Source organism: Streptomyces termitum, from assembly GCF_014650175.1.
Classification (GTDB): domain Bacteria; phylum Actinomycetota; class Actinomycetes; order Streptomycetales; family Streptomycetaceae; genus Streptomyces; species Streptomyces termitum.
In genome coordinates this window covers 296817-313552 of the sequence record NZ_BMUL01000005.1, presented here as the reverse complement: position 1 = coordinate 313552, position 16736 = coordinate 296817, and the positions used below count along the sequence as shown (strand labels likewise).

Here is a 16736-nt window from a genome sequence, read left to right as displayed (position 1 = left end):
TGCGACGACGCGGCCCGGGTGCGCGGCCCTGGCCCGCCGTCCACGATCCTCCCACGTCCGGGACTCCGGCCCGGCACCTGTCCGGTCTACGGACGCTGATCGCGCCCCTCGTCCGCCCCTTATACGGGGAGGCCGGGGGCGCGTGGCGGGGCGGGCGGGGTCAGCGGGCGGCGAGCGCCGCCTCCCCGGCCGCACGCATGGCGGCGAGCGGGGCCTCGGCGGCGCCGGTCATCAGCTCGACCTGGAGGACCGCCTGGTGGACCAGGAGGTCCAGGCCGCCGACGACCTTTCCGCCGCGCTCGGACCAGGCGGCGGCGAGGGCGGTGGGCCAGGGGTCGTAGAGGACGTCGAAGAGGGTGCCGGCCGCGTCGGGGACGGCCGCCGCCAGGGCGTCCGTGGTGCCGGCCGGGGTGGTGGCGATCACCAGCGGCGCGTCGAACGCCTCCGCCGCCCGCTCCCAGGCGGCGGTGCGGACGTCCACGCCGAGCCGCTCGCCCCAGACGCGCATCTCCGCGGCCCGCGCCTCGCTGCGCACGTACGCGGTGACGGGGCCCGCGCAGATCCGGGCGAGGGCCGCGAGCGCGGAGGAGGCGGTGGCGCCGGCGCCGAGGACGGCGGCGGACTCCGCCTTCTCGACGCCCCGCTCGCGCAGGGCGGCGATCATGCCGGGGATGTCGGTGTTGTCGCCGGTCCGGCGGCCGTCCTCGCCGATGACCACCGTGTTGACGGCCTCCACGGAGGCGGCGGTGTCGCTGATCTCGTCGAGCAGCGGGATGATCGCCCGCTTCAGCGGCATGGTCAGCGAGAGGCCGGCCCATGAGCCGTCGAGTGCGCCGACGAAGCCCGGCAGGGCCTCCTCGTCGAGCTCGAAGCGGCCGTAGGACCAGTCGTCGAGGCCGAGCTCCGCGTACGCGGCGCGGTGCAGGACCGGGGAGAGCGAGTGGGTGATCGGTGAGCCGAGGACGGCGGCCCGGTGCTGGGTGCTCACTGGCCGGACTTCTCCCGTTCCTTCTTGTACTCCTCGACGTTGCGGTTGTGCTCCTCGTTCGTCACGGCGAAGACCGTCTTGTTCTCGTTGATCGACACGAAGTACAGCCAGGGCCCCTCCGCCGGGTCGAGCGCGGAGTTGATGGCCTCCAGGCCGGGGTTGCTGATCGGCCCGGGGATGAGGCCCTTCACGTCGTAGGTGTTGTACGGGTCCTTGATCTTCCGCATGTCGTCGACCGAGCCGACGTCGAGGGTGCTCTGGCCCTTGAGGTAGTTGACCGTGGAGTCGAACTCCAGCCGGCCGACCGTCTGGGTGTTGCTGGGGTTGAGGCGGTTGTAGACGACCCGCGCGACCTTGTCGAAGTCGTGCTTGTACTTGCCCTCGACCTGGACGAGGCTCGCGACGGTCAGCAGCTCCCACGGGCCCTTCAGACCGTGCGCCGTCGCCTTGCCCTCCAGATCCAGCTTCGCGTACTCCTGGGTCGCCCGGCTGACCATCTTCTTCAGGGCGTCCTCGGGCTTGGAGCCCTTGGCGACCGGGTAGCTGGCGGGGAAGAGGAATCCTTCCAGCGGGTCCTTGACGTCCTTGTGGTTCTTGGCCCAGTCGGGCAGGCCGAGGGAGCCGGCCTGGCTGTGGGCGAGGTCCTTGGTGGTGCCGGGCTTGAGGCCGAGGCGGGTGTCGATCTGCTCGTACACCCAGGCGTTGCGCTTGCCTTCGGGGATGATCAGGTTGGCCTGGCTGACCGGGTCGAGCATGAGGGAGACGGCGCTCTCCGCCGACATCTCCTTCTTCAGCGTGTAGGCGCCGGCCTGGATCGAGAGCCCCTTGGGGTTCTTGTTCTGGGCCGCGACGAAGGCGTCGACGCTCTTCACGACGCCGGCCTTCTTCAGGATGTTGCCGATGTCGCTGCCGAAGGCGCCCTTCGGGATCTCGACCTGGATCTCGCCGCTGCCGCCGCCCGCGAAGTCCGGGGCCTGGGCGGTCCGGCCCTGCCAGAACTGGTAGCCGAAGTAGCCGATGCCGCCGATGCCGCCGCCGAGGACCAGGGCGACGACGAGGCAGGCCACGCCGTTCTTGCCCTTGCGTTTCTTGGCCTTGCCGCGGCGCTCGCGGTCGTCGCCGCGGCGGCCCCGGCGCCCGGACGGCTCCTCGTCGTAGCCGTCGTAGCCGTCGTCGTACTCGTCGTCATGGCCGTCGTCGCGGCCGTCGCGCCCGGCCCGGTCGCCGCGGCGGCCCCGGTCGGCGCGGTCGTCCCGGTCGTCGCCGGTGAAGAAGGGGTGCGACTCCTCCGGCTCCTCCTCCACGGGGACCGGCTCGGGCTCCGGGCGCCGCCGCCGGCCGGGGGGCTGGGGCGGCGGGTACGCCTCGGGGGTGCCGTAGAGGTCGGGCTGCTGCCCGCCGTACGGATCGGCGGGCGGCGCCTGGTAGGCCATGGCCGCCTGCCCGGTCTCCCAGGTGGCGTCGTACGGCTGTGCGGGCTGGCCGGGCGTGTCGTAGCCCTGCTGCTGCCAGCCGGTCTGGTCGTACGCCTGGTCGTAGACCTGGTTGTGCGCCTGGTTCCCGTACCCCTGGGCGTGCGGGTCGGGGTAGCCCTGCTGCTGGTAGGCGGCCTGCTGCTGGTACGGGTCGGCCCCGTAGCCCTGGTGCTGCTGGGCGTACGGGTCCTGGTACCCCTGGCCGTCCTGGGCGTACGGCGTCGCCTGCTGCGGCTGCTGCGGGTGGTACTGCTGCTGGCCCTCCCACCCCTGGTCCCCGTACAGGGGGTCCGTGGGGTGCCACGGTTCGGGGCCCTGGCCCCGGCCATACTCAGTCATCGATCCCCAACCAGCCGCGAGGCTTCCGGACGATCCGCCTCTACGTAGTGCGGCAGCTGTTCGAACGCCGCCACATCGCGCGGAACGTTACCGTATCGCGATCAGATGATCGCTTCGACGCCCTCACCAGGAGGCCGACCCGATACCCGTTCGGACTCAAGGGCGTTCTGGAGGATGACCACGGCGGCGGCCTGGTCGATGACGGACCGCCCCTTCTTCGCCTTCACTCCGGAGGCCCGCAGCCCGTGGGTCGCGGTGACCGTGGTCATCCGCTCGTCGACCAGCCGGACCGGCACCGGGGCGATGCCCTTGGCCATCTCCCGCGCGAAGGCGCGGACCTTGGTCGCGGCCGGGCCCTCCCGCCCGCTGAGCGAGCGGGGCAGGCCCACGACGACCTCGATCGGCTCGTACTCCGCCACGATCTGGCGGAGCCGCCGGTGGGCGGCCGGGACGTCGCGTCCCGGCACGGTCTCCACCGGCGTGGCGAGGACCCCGTCGGGGTCGCACGAGGCGACCCCGATCCGGGCGTCCCCGACGTCGACGGCGATCCGCCGTCCTCGGCGCATCGTCACGCGGATTCCACGACCAGGCGCTCGACGGCGGCGATGGCCTCGCCGACGGCCTGCGGATTCTGGCCGCCGCCCTGGGCGACGTCCGGCTTGCCGCCGCCACCGCCGCCGAGGGTCTTGGCGGCCGTGCGAACCAGCTCGCCGGCCTTGAGGCCGCGCTCGCGGGCGGCCTCGTTGGTGGCGATGACCGTCAGCGGCTTGCCGCCCACCGTGGTGAAGAGGGCCACCACGGCCGGGCGGTCGGACGGGATGCGGCCGCGCACGTCGAGGACCAGCCGGCGCAGGTCGTCGGCGCCGGTGCCGTCCGGGACCTGCCCGGTGACGAGGGCGAGGCCGCGGATGTCGCGGGCGGAGTCGACCAGGCCGGCGGCGGCCTGGAGGACCTTCTCGGCGCGGAACTTCTCGATCTCCTTCTCGGCGTCCTTCAGCTTGCCGAGCATCGAGGAGATCTTCTCCGGCAGCTCCTCCGGGCGGCCCTTGACCAGCTCCTGGAGCTGGGCGACGACCGTGTGCTCCCGGGCGAGGAAGTGGTACGCGTCGACGCCGACGAGGGCCTCGATGCGGCGCACGCCGGAGCCGATGGAGGACTCGCCGAGCAGCTTCACCAGGCCGAGCTGGGCGGTGTTGTGCACGTGGGTGCCGCCGCACAGCTCCTTGGAGAAGTCGCCGATGGTGACGACGCGGACCTGCTCGCCGTACTTCTCGCCGAACTCGGCGATGGCGCCCTGGCGCTTGGCCTCGTCGATCGGCATGACCTCGGCGTGGACCTCCAGCTCGCGCGAGAGGACCTCGTTGATCTTCTGCTCGACGTCCATGAGGACGGTGCCGGGGACGGCGTTCGGCGAACCGAAGTCGAAGCGGAAGCGGCCGGGCTGGTTCTCGGAACCGGCCTGGGCGGCCGTCGGGCCGAGGGCGTCGCGCAGCGCCTGGTGGGTGAGGTGGGTGGCCGAGTGGGCGCGGGCGATGGCCCGGCGGCGGCGGACGTCGATGGCGGCGTAGGCGGTGGAGCCCACGGTCACCTCGCCGACCTGCACGGAGCCCTTGTGCACCGAGACGCCGGGGACCGGCTGCTGCACGTCGCGGACCTCGATGACGGCGCCGGAGTGCAGCTTGATGCGGCCCTGGTCGGCGATCTGGCCGCCGCCCTCGGCGTAGAAGGGGGTGCGGTCGAGGACGACCTCGACCTCGTCGCCCTCGGAGGCGGCCGGCGAGGGGACGCCGTTCACGAGCAGGCCGACGACCGTGGACTCGCCCTCGGTGTTGGTGTAGCCGGTGAACCGGGTGGCGCCGGAGGTGTCGGCGATCTCGCGGTAGGCGGAGACGTCGGCGTGGCCGGTCTTCTTGGCCTTGGCGTCGGCCTTGGCCCGGTCCCGCTGCTCCTGCATCAGGCGGCGGAAGCCGGTCTCGTCCACGGACAGCCCCTGCTCGGCGGCCATCTCCAGGGTGAGGTCGATCGGGAAGCCCCAGGTGTCGTGGAGCAGGAAGGCCTTCTCGCCGGCGAGGACCGTGCCGCCGGCGGCCTTGGTCTCGGTGACGGCGGTGTCGAGGATGTTGGTGCCGCCCTTGAGGGCCTTGAGGAACGCGGCCTCCTCGGCGAGGGCGACCGTCTCGATGCGCTTGCGGTCGGTCTCCAGCTCCGGGTACTGCTCGCCCATGGTCGTGATGACCGTGTCGACGAGCTCGCCGACGACCGGGCCGGTGGCGCCGAGCAGGCGCATGTTGCGGACGGCGCGGCGCATGATGCGGCGGAGCACGTAGCCGCGGCCCTCGTTGCCCGGGGTGACGCCGTCGCCGATGAGCATGACCGAGGTGCGCATGTGGTCGGCGACCACGCGCAGCGAGACGTCCGAGTCGTGGGTCTTGCCGTAGGAGACGCCGGTCAGCTCGGTGGCCTTGTCGATGACGACCTTGAGGGTGTCCGTCTCGTACATGTTCTGGACGCCCTGGAGGATCATCGCCAGGCGCTCCAGGCCGAGGCCCGTGTCGATGTTCTTGGCGGGCAGGTCGCCGAGGATCGGGAAGTCGTCCTTGCCGGAGCCCTCGCCGCGCTCGTACTGCATGAAGACCAGGTTCCAGATCTCCACGTACCGCTCGTCGTTGACGGCCGGGCCGCCCTCGACGCCGAAGTCGGGGCCGCGGTCGTAGTTGATCTCGGAGCAGGGGCCGCAGGGGCCGGGGACGCCCATCGACCAGAAGTTCGGGCCCATGCCCAGGCGCTGGATGCGCTCGGCCGGGACGCCGACGACGTCGCGCCAGATGCGCTCGGCCTCGTCGTCCTGCTCGTAGACGGTGATCCAGAGCTTCTCCGGCTCCAGCCCGTAGCCGCCGTGCTCCACCGGGGTGGTCAGCAGCTCCCAGGCGAGCTTGATGGCGCCTTCCTTGAAGTAGTCGCCGAAGGAGAAGTTGCCGCACATCTGGAAGAACGTGCCGTGGCGGGTGGTCTTGCCGACCTCTTCGATGTCGGGGGTGCGCACGCACTTCTGCACGCTGGAGGCGCGCGTGAACGGCGGCTTGACCTCGCCCAGGAAGTAGGGCTTGAAGGGCACCATGCCCGCAGGGACGAGCAGCAGAGTCGGGTCGTCCGCGATGAGCGACGCCGAAGGGACGACGGTGTGACCGCGCTCCTCGAAGAAGCTCAGCCAGCGGCGGCGGATTTCAGCCGACTCCATCAGTGGTCCTCATTCCGGTTGTACGAGATCGTGCGTGACGAAAACGTGGTCGTGGTCTGGTGCGGGGCGGGGCCGAGGGCGGTCCTGCCCCGGGGGTCCGGGAGCTCGCGGCCCTCGGGGGGCGCCGCTTCGAGGCCGAGGGCCTCGCCCAGCTCGGCCTCCCGCTGGGCCATGCCCGCCCTCACGTCGAGGGCGAAGTCCTTGAGCCGGTGACCCGCCTCGACCGCCTTGTTCGCCGCCTGCGCGGCGAGGCTCTCGGGGGTCAGCTGCTGGATCTTGCGGTGGACCTTGGTGGTGGCCCAGACGCCGGCGGCTGCGCCGGCCGTGAACCAGAACGTGCGGCGGAACATCTCGGCTCAGCCCTTCTGCTTCCGGCGCCGTGCGGAGGACACGGTACGGCCGACGATCACGGTACGGCGCCCGGTGGCGGGCGGTGCCTCCGCGCGGTCCCGGCCCAGCGCCCGGCGGACCCCGTAGCCGAAGGCGGCGACCTTGACGAGCGGGCCGCCGAAGGTGGAGGCGACGGTCGTCGAGAGCGCGGAGGCGTTGGCGGTGACCTCCTGGACGTCGGAGGCGATGGCGTCGACCCGGTCGAGCTGGGTCTGCGCCGAGCGGACGGTCGCCGACGCGTCGGCGAGCAGGGGAACGGCCTGCTCGGTCACGTCCGCCACCAGCTTGGTGGTCGCCCGGAGCGTCTGCGCCAGCCTCGCCAGCACCACGGCGAGGAAGGAGACGAGGATCGCCCAGAACACGGCCACCAGGATCCCGGCAACCTCTCCACCGGTCACTCCGCACCGCTCTCCGCAGCCGTGGCTGCCATCAGGGGTTCCGCACACAGAAAAGTAGTCCTCCGACCCTATCGCGCCCGGACTCTCGCGCCGTACCGCATTACCGTCCGCGGGACCGGGAGTCGTCCGCCCGGTTTGTACGCGGAGCAGCCGGATGAGTACGCTCCGTGTCCCATGCGACGCAGCAATCTTCCGGCGGAGCTCACCCGCTTCGTGGGCCGGAGCGGCGAGCGGGCCGAACTGGCCGCGCTCCTGGCGGAGTCCCGTCTCGTCACCGTCCTCGGGGTCGGCGGGGTGGGCAAGACCCGGCTGGTCCTGAAGGCCGCCGCCACCGCGCAGAAACGCTCCGCCGACGAGGTACGGCTCGCGGAGCTGGCGCCGCTGCGCGATCCGGCCCTGGTCGAGCATGCCCTCGCCGAGGCCCTCGGCCTGACCGACCACACCCTCCGGCCGCCCTCCGAGGTCCTGGCCGAGCACCTCTCCGGGCGCCGGCTGCTGCTGGTCCTCGACGGCTTCGAGCACCTGGTGGAGACCGTCGCCCCGCTGGTCGGCGCGCTCCTCGCGGCGGCCCCCGGGCTGACCGTGCTGGCCGCCGGGCGGCGGCCGCTGCGGCTGCCGGGCGAGGCCGTGCTGCGGCTGGCGCCGATGGCCGAGGAGGACGCGCTGGCGCTGCTCGCCGACCGGGCCGCCCGCTCCGGCGCGCCCGCCGTCGCGGCGGACGGGGCGGCGCGGGAGCTGTGCCGGCGGCTCGACCGGATCCCGCTCGCGCTCGAACTGGCCGCCGGGCGGCTGCCCCTGCTCTCGGTGGAGCAGCTCCTCGCCCGGCTCGACGACCGCTTCCGGCTGCTCGGCGACGGCGGGCCGGGGGTGCTCCCCCGGCACCGGACGCTGCGCACCGCGATCGGCTGGAGCCACGAGCTGTGCACGCCCGGCGAGCGGCTGCTGTGGGCGCGGCTCTCGGTCTTCGCCGGTTCCTTCGACCTGGAGGCGGCCGAGTACGTGTGCGGGGGCTCCGGGCTGGCGCCGGAGGAGGTCCTCGACCTGCTGGGCGGACTCCTCGCGCAGTCGCTGGTGGTCCGGGAGGACACGGCGGCGGGCCCGGGGTACCGGATGCTGGACACGGTGTCCGCGTACGGGGCGGAGTGGCTGGCGGCGCTCGGGGACACCGAACGGCTGCGGCGGCGGCACCGCGACTGGTACACGGGGCTCGCCACCTGGTGCGAGCTGGAGTGGTTCAGTCCCCGGCAGGCGGAGGTGGCGGCCCGGACGGAGGCGGCGCTGCCGAACCTGCGGGCCGCGCTCGACCTCTCGCTGGAGCTGCCGGAGGACGCGCACCTGGCCCAGCACCTGGCGGGCACCCTGTGGTTCGCGTGGGTGGGCTGCGGGCGGCTCTCCGAGGGGCGGCACTGGCTGGACCGGGCGCTGGCGCTGGAGTCGGGGCACGAGGAGGCCCGGCTGAAGGCGCTGTGGGTGCTGGGCTACGTGGCGATCCTGCAGGGCGACGCCGCGGCGGCGGTGGCCGCGCTGCACACCTGCCGGGAGCGGGCGCGGGCCGTGGAGAACCCGCTGGCGGAGGCGTACGCGACGCACCGGATGGGGTGTCTGGCGCTGCTCACGGACGACTTCCCGCGCGCGGAGGAGCTGCTCGGCCGGGCCCTGGAGGGCTACCGGGAGCTGGGCGAGCTGAACAGCAATGTGCTGATGGCCCGGGTGGAGCTGGCGATGGCGCGGGCCTTCCGGGGCGACCTGGACGGGGCGGTGGCGATCTGCCGGGAGGTGCGGGAGGTCTGCGAGGAGCGCGGGGAGCGCTGGTCGCGGGCGTACGCGCTGTACGTGCTGGCGTACGCGGCCTGGACCCGGGGCGCGCTGGCCCGGGCGCGGGAGCTGCTGGTGGAGTGCCTGGCCGTCGACCACCTCTTCCGCGATCTGGTGGGGGTGGTGCTGGCGGTGGAGCTGCTGGCGCTGGTGACGGTCGACGAGGGCGATCCGGTGGAGGCGGCGGTGCTCCAGGGCGCGGCGCTGGCGGCCTGGGACGCGGTGGGGGTGCGGTCCTTCGGCTCGGGTTCCTTCGAGGGGCCCCGGGTGCTGTGCGCGGGGCGGGCCGTGGAGGCGCTGGGGGCGGCGGGGTACGAGGAGGCGTTCCTGCTCGGGCGGGGGCTGCCGCTGGACGAGGCGGTGGAGCGGGCGCTGGCCGGCGGGCGGGCGGCGGGCCGGGCTCCGGCGGCGCCGAGGCCGTTCCGCACGGCGCGGCGGCCGGTGGTGCCGGGAACGCGGAAGCCCGCCGGCTCCCCCACCGCGGCGGGCGGGGAGACGGCGGGCTGAGGCACCGCGGAGGCGGGTCCTACGGCCGGCGCCGGATCAGCGGGCGTAGTACTCGACGACCAGCTGCTCGTCGCAGATGACCGGGATCTCCTTGCGGTTCGGCTCGCGGTCCAGGCGGAAGGCCAGGGCCTTCAGGTTGACCTGGAGGTAGCGCGGGGTCTCGCCGTCGGGGGCGAAGCCGCCCTCGCGGGAGACCTGGAACAGGGTCTTGTCGCGCGACTTCTCGCGGACCATCACGACGTCGTCGGGACGGACGCGGAAGGACGGCTTGTCGACCTTGCCGCCGTTGACCTGGATGTGGCCGTGGACGACCATCTGACGGGCCTGGTAGATGGTGCGGGCGATGCCCGAACGCAGGACCAGGGCGTCGAGACGGCGCTCGAGCTCGACGACCAGCGCCTCGCCCGTCTTGCCCTCGGCCTTCTTGGCGCGGTCGTAGGCGCGCGCCATCTGGCGCTCGCTGATGTCGTACTGGGCACGCAGACGCTGCTTCTCGAGCAGACGGACCTTGTAGTCCGAGTTCTGCTTGCGGCCGCGGCCGTGCTCGCCCGGCGGGTAGGGACGGGCCTCGAAGTACTTGACGGCCTTCGGCGTCAGCGCGATGCCGAGGGCACGCGACTTCTTGACCTTGGGGCGGGCCTGGTTCGTCATGAACCAACCTCTCTATCTGTACGAATACGGCTTCACCAGGGTTAGGGGAGGTCGCAATCCGCAGCCGGGAAAACCCGTCCGGTCCCGAGGGACCCGTCGGGCAGCCGCTTCCCGGTCTGGGCACGTACGTGCAGCACGCGAACGACCCACCGCCGTTCCCGGGAATCCGGGGGGTGGTGGGTGGCACGCGACACCTTCGAAGGTGCGCGACGCTCCTGGAGTTCCGGCCCGGGGGCCGGGGCTCCGGCTGACTGTCCCGCTCTGGTGGCGCCGACCGGGGTCGGACACGGGACGCAGCTGTCCCGGCCAGTGTACCGGCTCCCGCCGGGTGCCCGTGCCCGGGGGCGGGCGGCGGCCGGGAGGGGCGGATCAGCCGCCCTCGCCGCGCAGCCGCTCGCGGACCTTCTCCGCCACGTCCGCGTAGCGCGCCTCGGCGCCGTAGCGGGTGGGCTCGTAGTACCGCCGGCCGTGCAGGGCGTCGGGGGCGTACTGCTGGGCGGCGATCGCGCCGGGCACGTCGTGCGGGTAGACGTACCCCTGGGCGTGGCCGAGCTTGGCGGCGCCCTTGTAGTGGCCGTCGCGCAGATGGGCCGGGACCGGTCCGGCCAGGCCGTTCCGCACGTCCTCGCGGGCGGCGAAGATCGCGTTGGTCGCCGCGTTCGACTTGGGGGCGAGGGCGAGGGCGATGGTGGCGTGGCTGAGGGTGAGGGCGGCCTCGGGGAAGCCGATCATGGCGACGGCCTGGGCGGCTGCGACCGCGAGCGGCAGCGCCTGCGGGTCGGCGAGGCCGATGTCCTCGCTGGCGGAGATCATCAGGCGGCGGGCGATGAAGCGGGGGTCCTCCCCCGCCTCGATCATGCGGGCCAGGTAGTGCAGGGCCGCGTCGACGTCGGAGCCGCGGATCGACTTGATGAGGGCGCTGGCGACGTCGTAGTGCTGGTCGCCGTCCCGGTCGTACGTCACGGCGGCCCGGTCGACGGTCTCCTCGACGGTCTCCAGGGTGATCTCCGGCTCGCCCTTGGCGAGGGCGCCGCCGGCCGCCGCCTCCAGGGCGGTGAGGGCCCGCCGGGCGTCGCCGCCGGCGACGCGGAGCAGGTGGGCGCGGGCGTCTCCGGCGAGGGAGACGGCACCGCCGAGGCCGCGCTCCTCGGCGAGGGCCCGGTCCATGAGGCCGCTCAGGTCCTCGTCGGTGAGGGACTCCAGGGTGAGGAGCAGCGAGCGGGAGAGGAGCGGGGAGATCACCGAGAAGTAGGGGTTCTCGGTGGTGGCGGCGATGAGGGTGACCCAGCGGTTCTCCACGGCGGGCAGGAGGGAGTCCTGCTGGGCCTTGGAGAAGCGGTGGATCTCGTCGAGGAAGAGGACGGTCTCCTTGCCGTAGCCGCCGGAGGCGCGCCGGGCGCCGTCGATGACGGCCCGGACCTCCTTGACGCCCGCGGTGATCGCGGAGAGTTCCACGAAGCGCTTGTCGGTGGCCTTGGAGACCACGTACGCCAGGGTGGTCTTGCCGATGCCGGGGGGTCCCCAGAGGATCACCGAGGAGGCGCCGGCCGGGCCGCCGCCCTCCCCGACCAGCCGCCGCAGCGGCGAGCCAGGCTTGAGGAGGTGGCGCTGGCCCACCACCTCGTCGAGGGTGCGGGGACGCATCCGGACCGCCAGCGGGCTGGCGGCCGAGTCCTTCTCCTGGCGGTCTTCGGCGGCTGCGGTAAAGAGGTCGGGCTCCACGTCCATGAAGCCTAGGTCACGCCGCCGACAGTGCGGGCGGGCGTGGTCAGCCGGTCCAGAAGTCCCACCAGCGGGTGAGGATCAGCATGCCGATGATGCCGATGTGCAGGACCGGCAGGATCCAGGTGAACTCGGCGAAGAAGGTCCGCAGGCCGGCGGGGGCGGGCAGGACGCCGGTGCGGACGTTGTGGGAGGTGACGTACCAGAACATGACGATCGTCGCGGTCCAGGCGAGGCAGCACCACAGGCAGAGCGAGTTGATCTCGTACAGGGACTGCTGCATGAGCCAGGTGCAGAAGCCGACGCCGAAGAGGGTGCCGGCGTTGAGCCCGAGCCAGTACCAGCGGCGGTAGCGGGCGCCAGCGAGGAGGGCGACGCCGATGGCGACCACCATGCCGTAGGTGACCAGGCCGAGCATGGGGTTGGGGAAGCCGAAGACCGACGCCTGCTCGCTCTTCATGATGTTGCCGCAGGACACGATGGGGTTGAGGCTGCACCCGGGGACGAAGTTCGGGTCCTCCAGGAGCTTGAACTTGTCGAGGGTGATGACCCAGGCGGCGAGGAGTCCCGCCGCGCCGGTGATCACCAGGAGCCAGGCGAGGCCCCGGCTCGCGCCGATCGTCCCCGCCGTGTCCGTGTCGGCCTTCGTCATGCCCGCCGCCTCTTCCCTCGTCCGCCGGCCTTGTGGCCATGGTCATTCTGCAACAAGGGGTATACGGTCGTCCGTTCGCCGGACATAAGGGCCGGAGGACCCCCTCGCGCGGCCGGAGGTCCCGCCGGGATGCGGGAAGGGCCCGGCCGCGCGGGGCGGCCGGGCCCTCCCGGGGTGGTGCGGGGCTTCCCCGTCAGCCGAGGATCGCGCGGACGGCGTCCAGGAGCGCGTCCGGGGCGACCGGGCGCTGCTCGCCGGACTCCATGTCCTTGACCTGGATCACGCCCTCGGCGAGGTCGCGCTCGCCTGCGACGAGGGCGATGCGGGCGCCCGAGCGGTTGGCGTCCTTCATGGAGCCCTTGAGGCCCTTGCCGCCGAAGGAGAAGTCGGTGGCGATGCCGGCCCGGCGCAGCTCGGTGACCTTGCCGAAGAGGAGCCGGCGGGCCTCCTCGCCGATCGCCACGGCGAAGACGCTGGTGGCGGCGGGGAGGTCCAGCTCGACGCCCTCCGCCTCCAGGGCGAGGACGGTGCGGTCGACGCCGAGGGCCCAGCCGACGGACGGCAGCGCGGGGCCGCCGATCATCTCGGAGAGGCCGTCGTAGCGGCCGCCGCCGCCCACCGCGGACTGGGCGCCGAGACCGTCGTGGACGAACTCGAAGGTGGTCCGGGTGTAGTAGTCGAGGCCGCGGACCAGCTTGAGGTCGTCCTCGAAGACCACGCCGGCGGCGGTGATCAGCGCGCGGACCTCCTCGTGGTACGCCTTGCAGGCGTCGCACAGGTAGTCGCGCAGCAGCGGCGCGTCGACGAGCTGCTTCCGCACGTCGGGGCGCTTGTCGTCGAGGACCCGCAGCGGGTTGATCTCGGCGCGGCGCAGGGTCTCCTCGTCGAGGTCGAGGCCGCGCAGGAAGGTCTGCAGGGCCTCGCGGTAGACGGGGCGGCACTCCTTGTCGCCGAGCGAGTTCAGCAGGATGCGGTACTGGCGCAGGCCGAGGGAGCGGTACGCCTGGTCGGCCAGGATGATCAGCTCGGCGTCGAGCGCCGGGTCCTCGGCGCCGATCGCCTCGGCGCCGACCTGCGAGAAGTGGCGGTAGCGGCCGGCCTGGGCGCGCTCGTAGCGGTAGTAGGAGCCGGAGTACCAGAGCTTGACCGGCAGGTTGCCCTGCTTGTGCAGGTTGGCCTGGAGGGCCGCGCGCAGCACGGAGGCGGTGCCCTCGGGGCGCAGGGCGAGCTGGTCGCCGCCCTTCGTGGTGAGCGTGTACATCTCCTTGGTGACGATGTCGGTGGACTCGCCGACGCCGCGGGCGAAGAGGTTCACGTCCTCGAAGCCGGGGGTCTCGACGTAGCCGTATCCGGCGCTCCTCGCCTGGGCGGAGATGGCGTCGCGGACCGCCAGGAAGACGGCGGAGCGCGGGGGGATCAGGTCGTACGTGCCCTTGGGGGCCTGAAAGGTGCTCACGGAGGTTCTCGTCACATTCCTCGTCGGGGAGCGTCCGTGCTCCCGGGGCCGGAGGCCACCTGCCGCAGATACGGGTTGGTGGCGCGCTCCTGGCCGATGGTCGTCTGGGGACCGTGCCCCGACAGGACGACGGTCGAGTTGTCGAGCGGCAGGACCACGCGGGTCAGCGATTCGAGCATCTCGTCCATGTCCCCGCCGGGCAGGTCGGTGCGTCCGATGGAGCCGGCGAACAGCAGGTCGCCGGAGAAGAACACGGAGGGGACCTCCGTGGTCTCCGGCGTCCGGAAGGTCACCGACCCCTTGGTATGACCGGGCGCGTGCGCGACGGTGAGGTCGAGGCCGGCGAGCTTCAGCGCGGCCCCGTCGGTGAGCTCGTGCACGTCGTCCGGCTCGCCCACGGTCAGCTCGCCCATGAGCGGCATCCCGATGGAGCGGCCGAGGGCCTTCTCCGGGTCGCTCATCATGTACCGGTCGGCGGGGTGGATCCACGCGGGTACGTCATGGGCGCCGCAGACGGGCACGACGGAGGCGACGTGGTCGATGTGGCCGTGGGTGAGGACCACGGCGACGGGCTTGAGCCGATGCTTCTTCAGCGTCTCCTCGACCCCTCGGGCGGCCTGGTGGCCCGGGTCGACGATGACGCACTCCTCGCCTGCGGCGGGGGCGACCACGTAGCAGTTGGTGCCCCAGGCCCCGGCGGGGAACCCGGCAATCAGCACGATCGTCCTTCTGTCTCGTCCGGCAGTGGGCTGCGACGGTGTGGAATGCAGCAGATCAGAGCCTACCGGCGGTGCGTATTCCACAGCCAACCCGTATACGGTACGGGCACATCCGGCCAGGACAGGAACACACGACCGACAAGGAGCGGACCCGGTGGTCACCAGCGATCAGCGGCGGCGGCAGCTCGCCAGGGACAAGTACGCACGGCAGCAGCAGCGGCGGGCCGATGCCCGGCGCAGGTCCAAGCGCCGCACCATCGCGATCGCGGGCTCCCTCGCGGTGCTCCTCGCCGCCGGCGGCGCGGTGTACGGGTCGATGAAGCTCTTCGGCGACGACGCGAAGGCCCCGGAGGCGAAGGTCGAGACGGGCGAGCCGAAGATGTCGATCGACGCCGGGGCGGCGTACGCGATGGTCCTGAAGACCAACGAGGGCGATGTGACGGTCGCCATGGACGCGAAGAAGACGCCGCGCACGGTGAACTCCTTCAAGAGCCTCGCCGACAAGGGCTACTTCGACGGCACCAAGTGCCACCGGCTCACCACCTCGGGGATCTTCGTCCTCCAGTGCGGCGACCCGGAGGGCACCGGCACCGGCGGCCCCGGCTACACCATCCCGGACGAGAACCTCGACGGCCTGGGCAAGCCCGCCGCCGACGGCTCGGTCACGTACAAGGCGGGCACGGTCGCCATGGCGAACACCGGCCAGCCGGGCACCGGCGGCTCGCAGTTCTTCCTGGTCTACAAGGACTCGAAGCTGCCGCCGCAGTACACCCCCTTCGGCACCATGGACGCGGCCGGTCTGGCCGCCGTGCAGAAGGTCGGCGCGGCGGGCGTCGCGGGCGGCCAGGGCGACGGCGCCCCCAAGAAGCCGGTCACGCTGGAGAAGGTGACCGTCTCCGAGAAGTGACGCCCGGCGGGGCCTTGGGGCGGCGGTCCGGCGTCCGCACGCGCGTGACCGTGGAATTTCGGTCGCGCTGAGTGCGGACAGCCGGGCCGCCGTTCGCCTAGATTGGCGTTGTGCAGTGCGGCCCGATCCGTCGGCCGCGCGGCGGAAGGCGGGCGAGGCCCGCCCAGGAACTGTGGACGATGCCCCGGGGGTCACCACCCGACGAGGGCATCATGGTGAGGAGGCGCTGTGAGCAGCGACCCGTGGGGCCGCGTCGACGAGACCGGCACCGTGTACGTGCGGACGGCCGAGGGTGAGAAGGTCGTCGGATCCTGGCAGGCGGGCACCCCTGAGGAGGCGCTGGCCTACTTCGAGCGCAAGTACGAGGGCCTGGTGGTCGAGATCGGCCTCCTCGAGAAGCGGGTGAAGACCACCGACCTCTCGGCGAAGGACGCCCAGACGGCGATCGAGCACATCCGGCAGCAGGTCGACGAGCACCACGCCGTCGGCGACCTCGCCGCGCTCGCCGCCCGGCTGGACAAGCTGACCGAGTCGGTGGAGTCGCGCCGCGAGGAGCGCAAGGTACAGAAGGCCAAGCAGGCCGACGAGGCCCGCTCCGCCAAGGAGGCCCTGGTCACCGAGGCCGAGGAGCTGGCGCAGAGCGAGCAGTGGCGGGCGGCCGGCGAGCGGCTGCGGGCCCTGGTGGACATCTGGAAGGGCCTGCCCCGGCTCGACCGCAAGTCCGACGACGAGCTGTGGCACCGCTTCTCGCACGCCCGCTCCGTCTTCTCCAAGCGCCGCAAGGGCCACTTCGCCCAGCTCGACGCGCAGCGCGAGGACGCCCGGAAGGCCAAGGAGCGCCTGGTCGCCGAGGCCGAGTCGCTGTCGAACTCCACCGACTGGGGGACGACCGCGGCCCGCTACCGCGAGCTGATGGCGGACTGGAAGGCGGCCGGCCGGGCGCAGCGCGAGCACGAGGACGACCTGTGGAACCGCTTCCGCGGCGCCCAGGATGTCTTCTTCGCGGCCCGTTCCGGGGTCTTCGCCGAGCGGGACGCGGAGCAGACCGACAACCTCCGGCTGAAGGAGGAGCTCGCCACCGAGGCCGAGAAGCTGGTGCCGGTGACGGACCTGAAGGCCGCCCGTGCCGCCTTCCGGGGCGTCAACGAGCGCTGGGAGGCCATCGGCCACGTGCCGCGCGACGCCCGCCCGAAGGTGGAGGGCCGGATGCAGGCGGTGGAGCGGGCGATCCAGGAGGCCGAGGAGGCCGAGTGGCGCCGGACGAACCCGGAGGCGCGCGCGCGTGCCGCGGGTCTGACCGGGCAGCTCCAGGACGCGGTCGAGAAGCTGCGCAAGCAGATCGACGCGGCCCGCGCGGCGGGCAACGACGCCAAGGCCGACAAGCTCTCCAGGGAGCTGGAGGGCCGCCAGGCCCTGCTCGACCAGGCGCTGAAGGGCCTGGAGGAGTTCGGCGGCTGATCCCGCCGGCCCGAGAGCCGT

The 16736-nt window shown here is 72.7% G+C and carries 14 protein-coding genes; 3 read left to right on the top strand and 11 right to left on the bottom strand.

Translation table 11 applies throughout. The features are described from left to right. Positions 1 to 160 precede the first annotated feature (160 nt). The 6 genes from IE219_RS12405 to IE219_RS12380 all read right to left on the bottom strand — a co-directional run bounded on the left by IE219_RS12405 (position 161) and on the right by IE219_RS12380 (position 6828). Positions 161 to 988: a shikimate dehydrogenase gene (locus IE219_RS12405; RefSeq protein WP_189976695.1), complete on the bottom strand. Its 828-nt coding sequence runs from the start codon at positions 986 to 988 to the stop codon at positions 161 to 163. Further along, a complete protein-coding gene (mltG, locus tag IE219_RS12400; RefSeq protein WP_189976694.1) occupies positions 985 to 2802 on the bottom strand; it encodes an endolytic transglycosylase MltG in 1818 nt (605 codons plus the stop codon). Before mltG ends, IE219_RS12405 begins: the two co-directional genes overlap by 4 nt. A 101-nt stretch (positions 2803 to 2903) precedes the next feature. Next, complete coding sequence (ruvX, locus tag IE219_RS12395; RefSeq protein ID WP_189976815.1) at positions 2904 to 3368, bottom strand: Holliday junction resolvase RuvX; 465 nt, start codon at positions 3366 to 3368, stop codon at positions 2904 to 2906. A 2-nt stretch (positions 3369 to 3370) separates the two neighbouring features. Continuing rightward, on the bottom strand, positions 3371 to 6040 hold the full coding sequence (gene alaS, locus IE219_RS12390; protein WP_189976693.1) for an alanine--tRNA ligase: 2670 nt from the start codon (positions 6038 to 6040) through the stop codon (positions 3371 to 3373). Then, a complete protein-coding gene (locus IE219_RS12385) occupies positions 6040 to 6390 on the bottom strand; it encodes a DUF6167 family protein (protein WP_189976692.1) in 351 nt (116 codons plus the stop codon). The genes alaS and IE219_RS12385 overlap by 1 nt, the downstream gene beginning before the upstream one ends. A 6-nt stretch (positions 6391 to 6396) precedes the next feature. After that, the gene (locus tag IE219_RS12380) at positions 6397 to 6828 is read right to left on the bottom strand and encodes a DUF948 domain-containing protein (RefSeq protein WP_189976691.1); all 432 of its coding nucleotides are present in this window, start codon (positions 6826 to 6828) and stop codon (positions 6397 to 6399) included. 174 nt (positions 6829 to 7002) lie between these two features. Between IE219_RS12380 and IE219_RS12375 the strand changes: the two genes are divergently transcribed. Then, positions 7003 to 9150: an ATP-binding protein gene (locus IE219_RS12375; RefSeq protein WP_189976690.1), complete on the top strand. Its 2148-nt coding sequence runs from the start codon at positions 7003 to 7005 to the stop codon at positions 9148 to 9150. 36 nt (positions 9151 to 9186) lie between these two features. Here the strand turns inward: IE219_RS12375 and rpsD are convergent, their stop codons facing one another. The 5 genes from rpsD to IE219_RS12350 all read right to left on the bottom strand — a co-directional run bounded on the left by rpsD (position 9187) and on the right by IE219_RS12350 (position 14350). Continuing rightward, positions 9187 to 9801, bottom strand: a complete 615-nt coding sequence (rpsD, locus tag IE219_RS12370; RefSeq protein ID WP_189976689.1) for a 30S ribosomal protein S4 — start codon at positions 9799 to 9801, stop codon at positions 9187 to 9189. Between the two features lie 369 nt (positions 9802 to 10170). Continuing rightward, the gene (locus IE219_RS12365; protein WP_189976814.1) at positions 10171 to 11523 is read right to left on the bottom strand and encodes a replication-associated recombination protein A; all 1353 of its coding nucleotides are present in this window, start codon (positions 11521 to 11523) and stop codon (positions 10171 to 10173) included. A 46-nt stretch (positions 11524 to 11569) separates the two neighbouring features. Beyond that, positions 11570 to 12175, bottom strand: coding sequence for a vitamin K epoxide reductase family protein (locus IE219_RS12360; protein ID WP_189976688.1), 606 nt, complete (start codon positions 12173 to 12175; stop codon positions 11570 to 11572). Between the two features lie 193 nt (positions 12176 to 12368). Then, entirely contained in the window at positions 12369 to 13631 is a 1263-nt protein-coding gene (hisS, locus tag IE219_RS12355) for a histidine--tRNA ligase (protein WP_189976687.1), read from the bottom strand. A gap of 11 nt (positions 13632 to 13642) precedes the next feature. Further along, positions 13643 to 14350 carry an MBL fold metallo-hydrolase gene (locus IE219_RS12350; RefSeq protein WP_189976686.1) on the bottom strand — a complete coding sequence of 236 codons (708 nt, stop codon included), beginning with the start codon at positions 14348 to 14350 and terminating at the stop codon, positions 13643 to 13645. Positions 14351 to 14504: 154 nt separating this feature from the next. On the opposite strand from IE219_RS12350, the gene IE219_RS12345 reads away from it, so the two are divergent. Then, positions 14505 to 15257 (top strand): peptidylprolyl isomerase, encoded by a 753-nt coding sequence (locus tag IE219_RS12345; protein WP_189976685.1) that lies wholly within the window; start codon positions 14505 to 14507, stop codon positions 15255 to 15257. Between the two features lie 228 nt (positions 15258 to 15485). Continuing rightward, positions 15486 to 16715 (top strand): DUF349 domain-containing protein, encoded by a 1230-nt coding sequence (locus IE219_RS12340; protein WP_189976684.1) that lies wholly within the window; start codon positions 15486 to 15488, stop codon positions 16713 to 16715. The last annotated feature ends 21 nt before the right edge of the window (positions 16716 to 16736 follow it).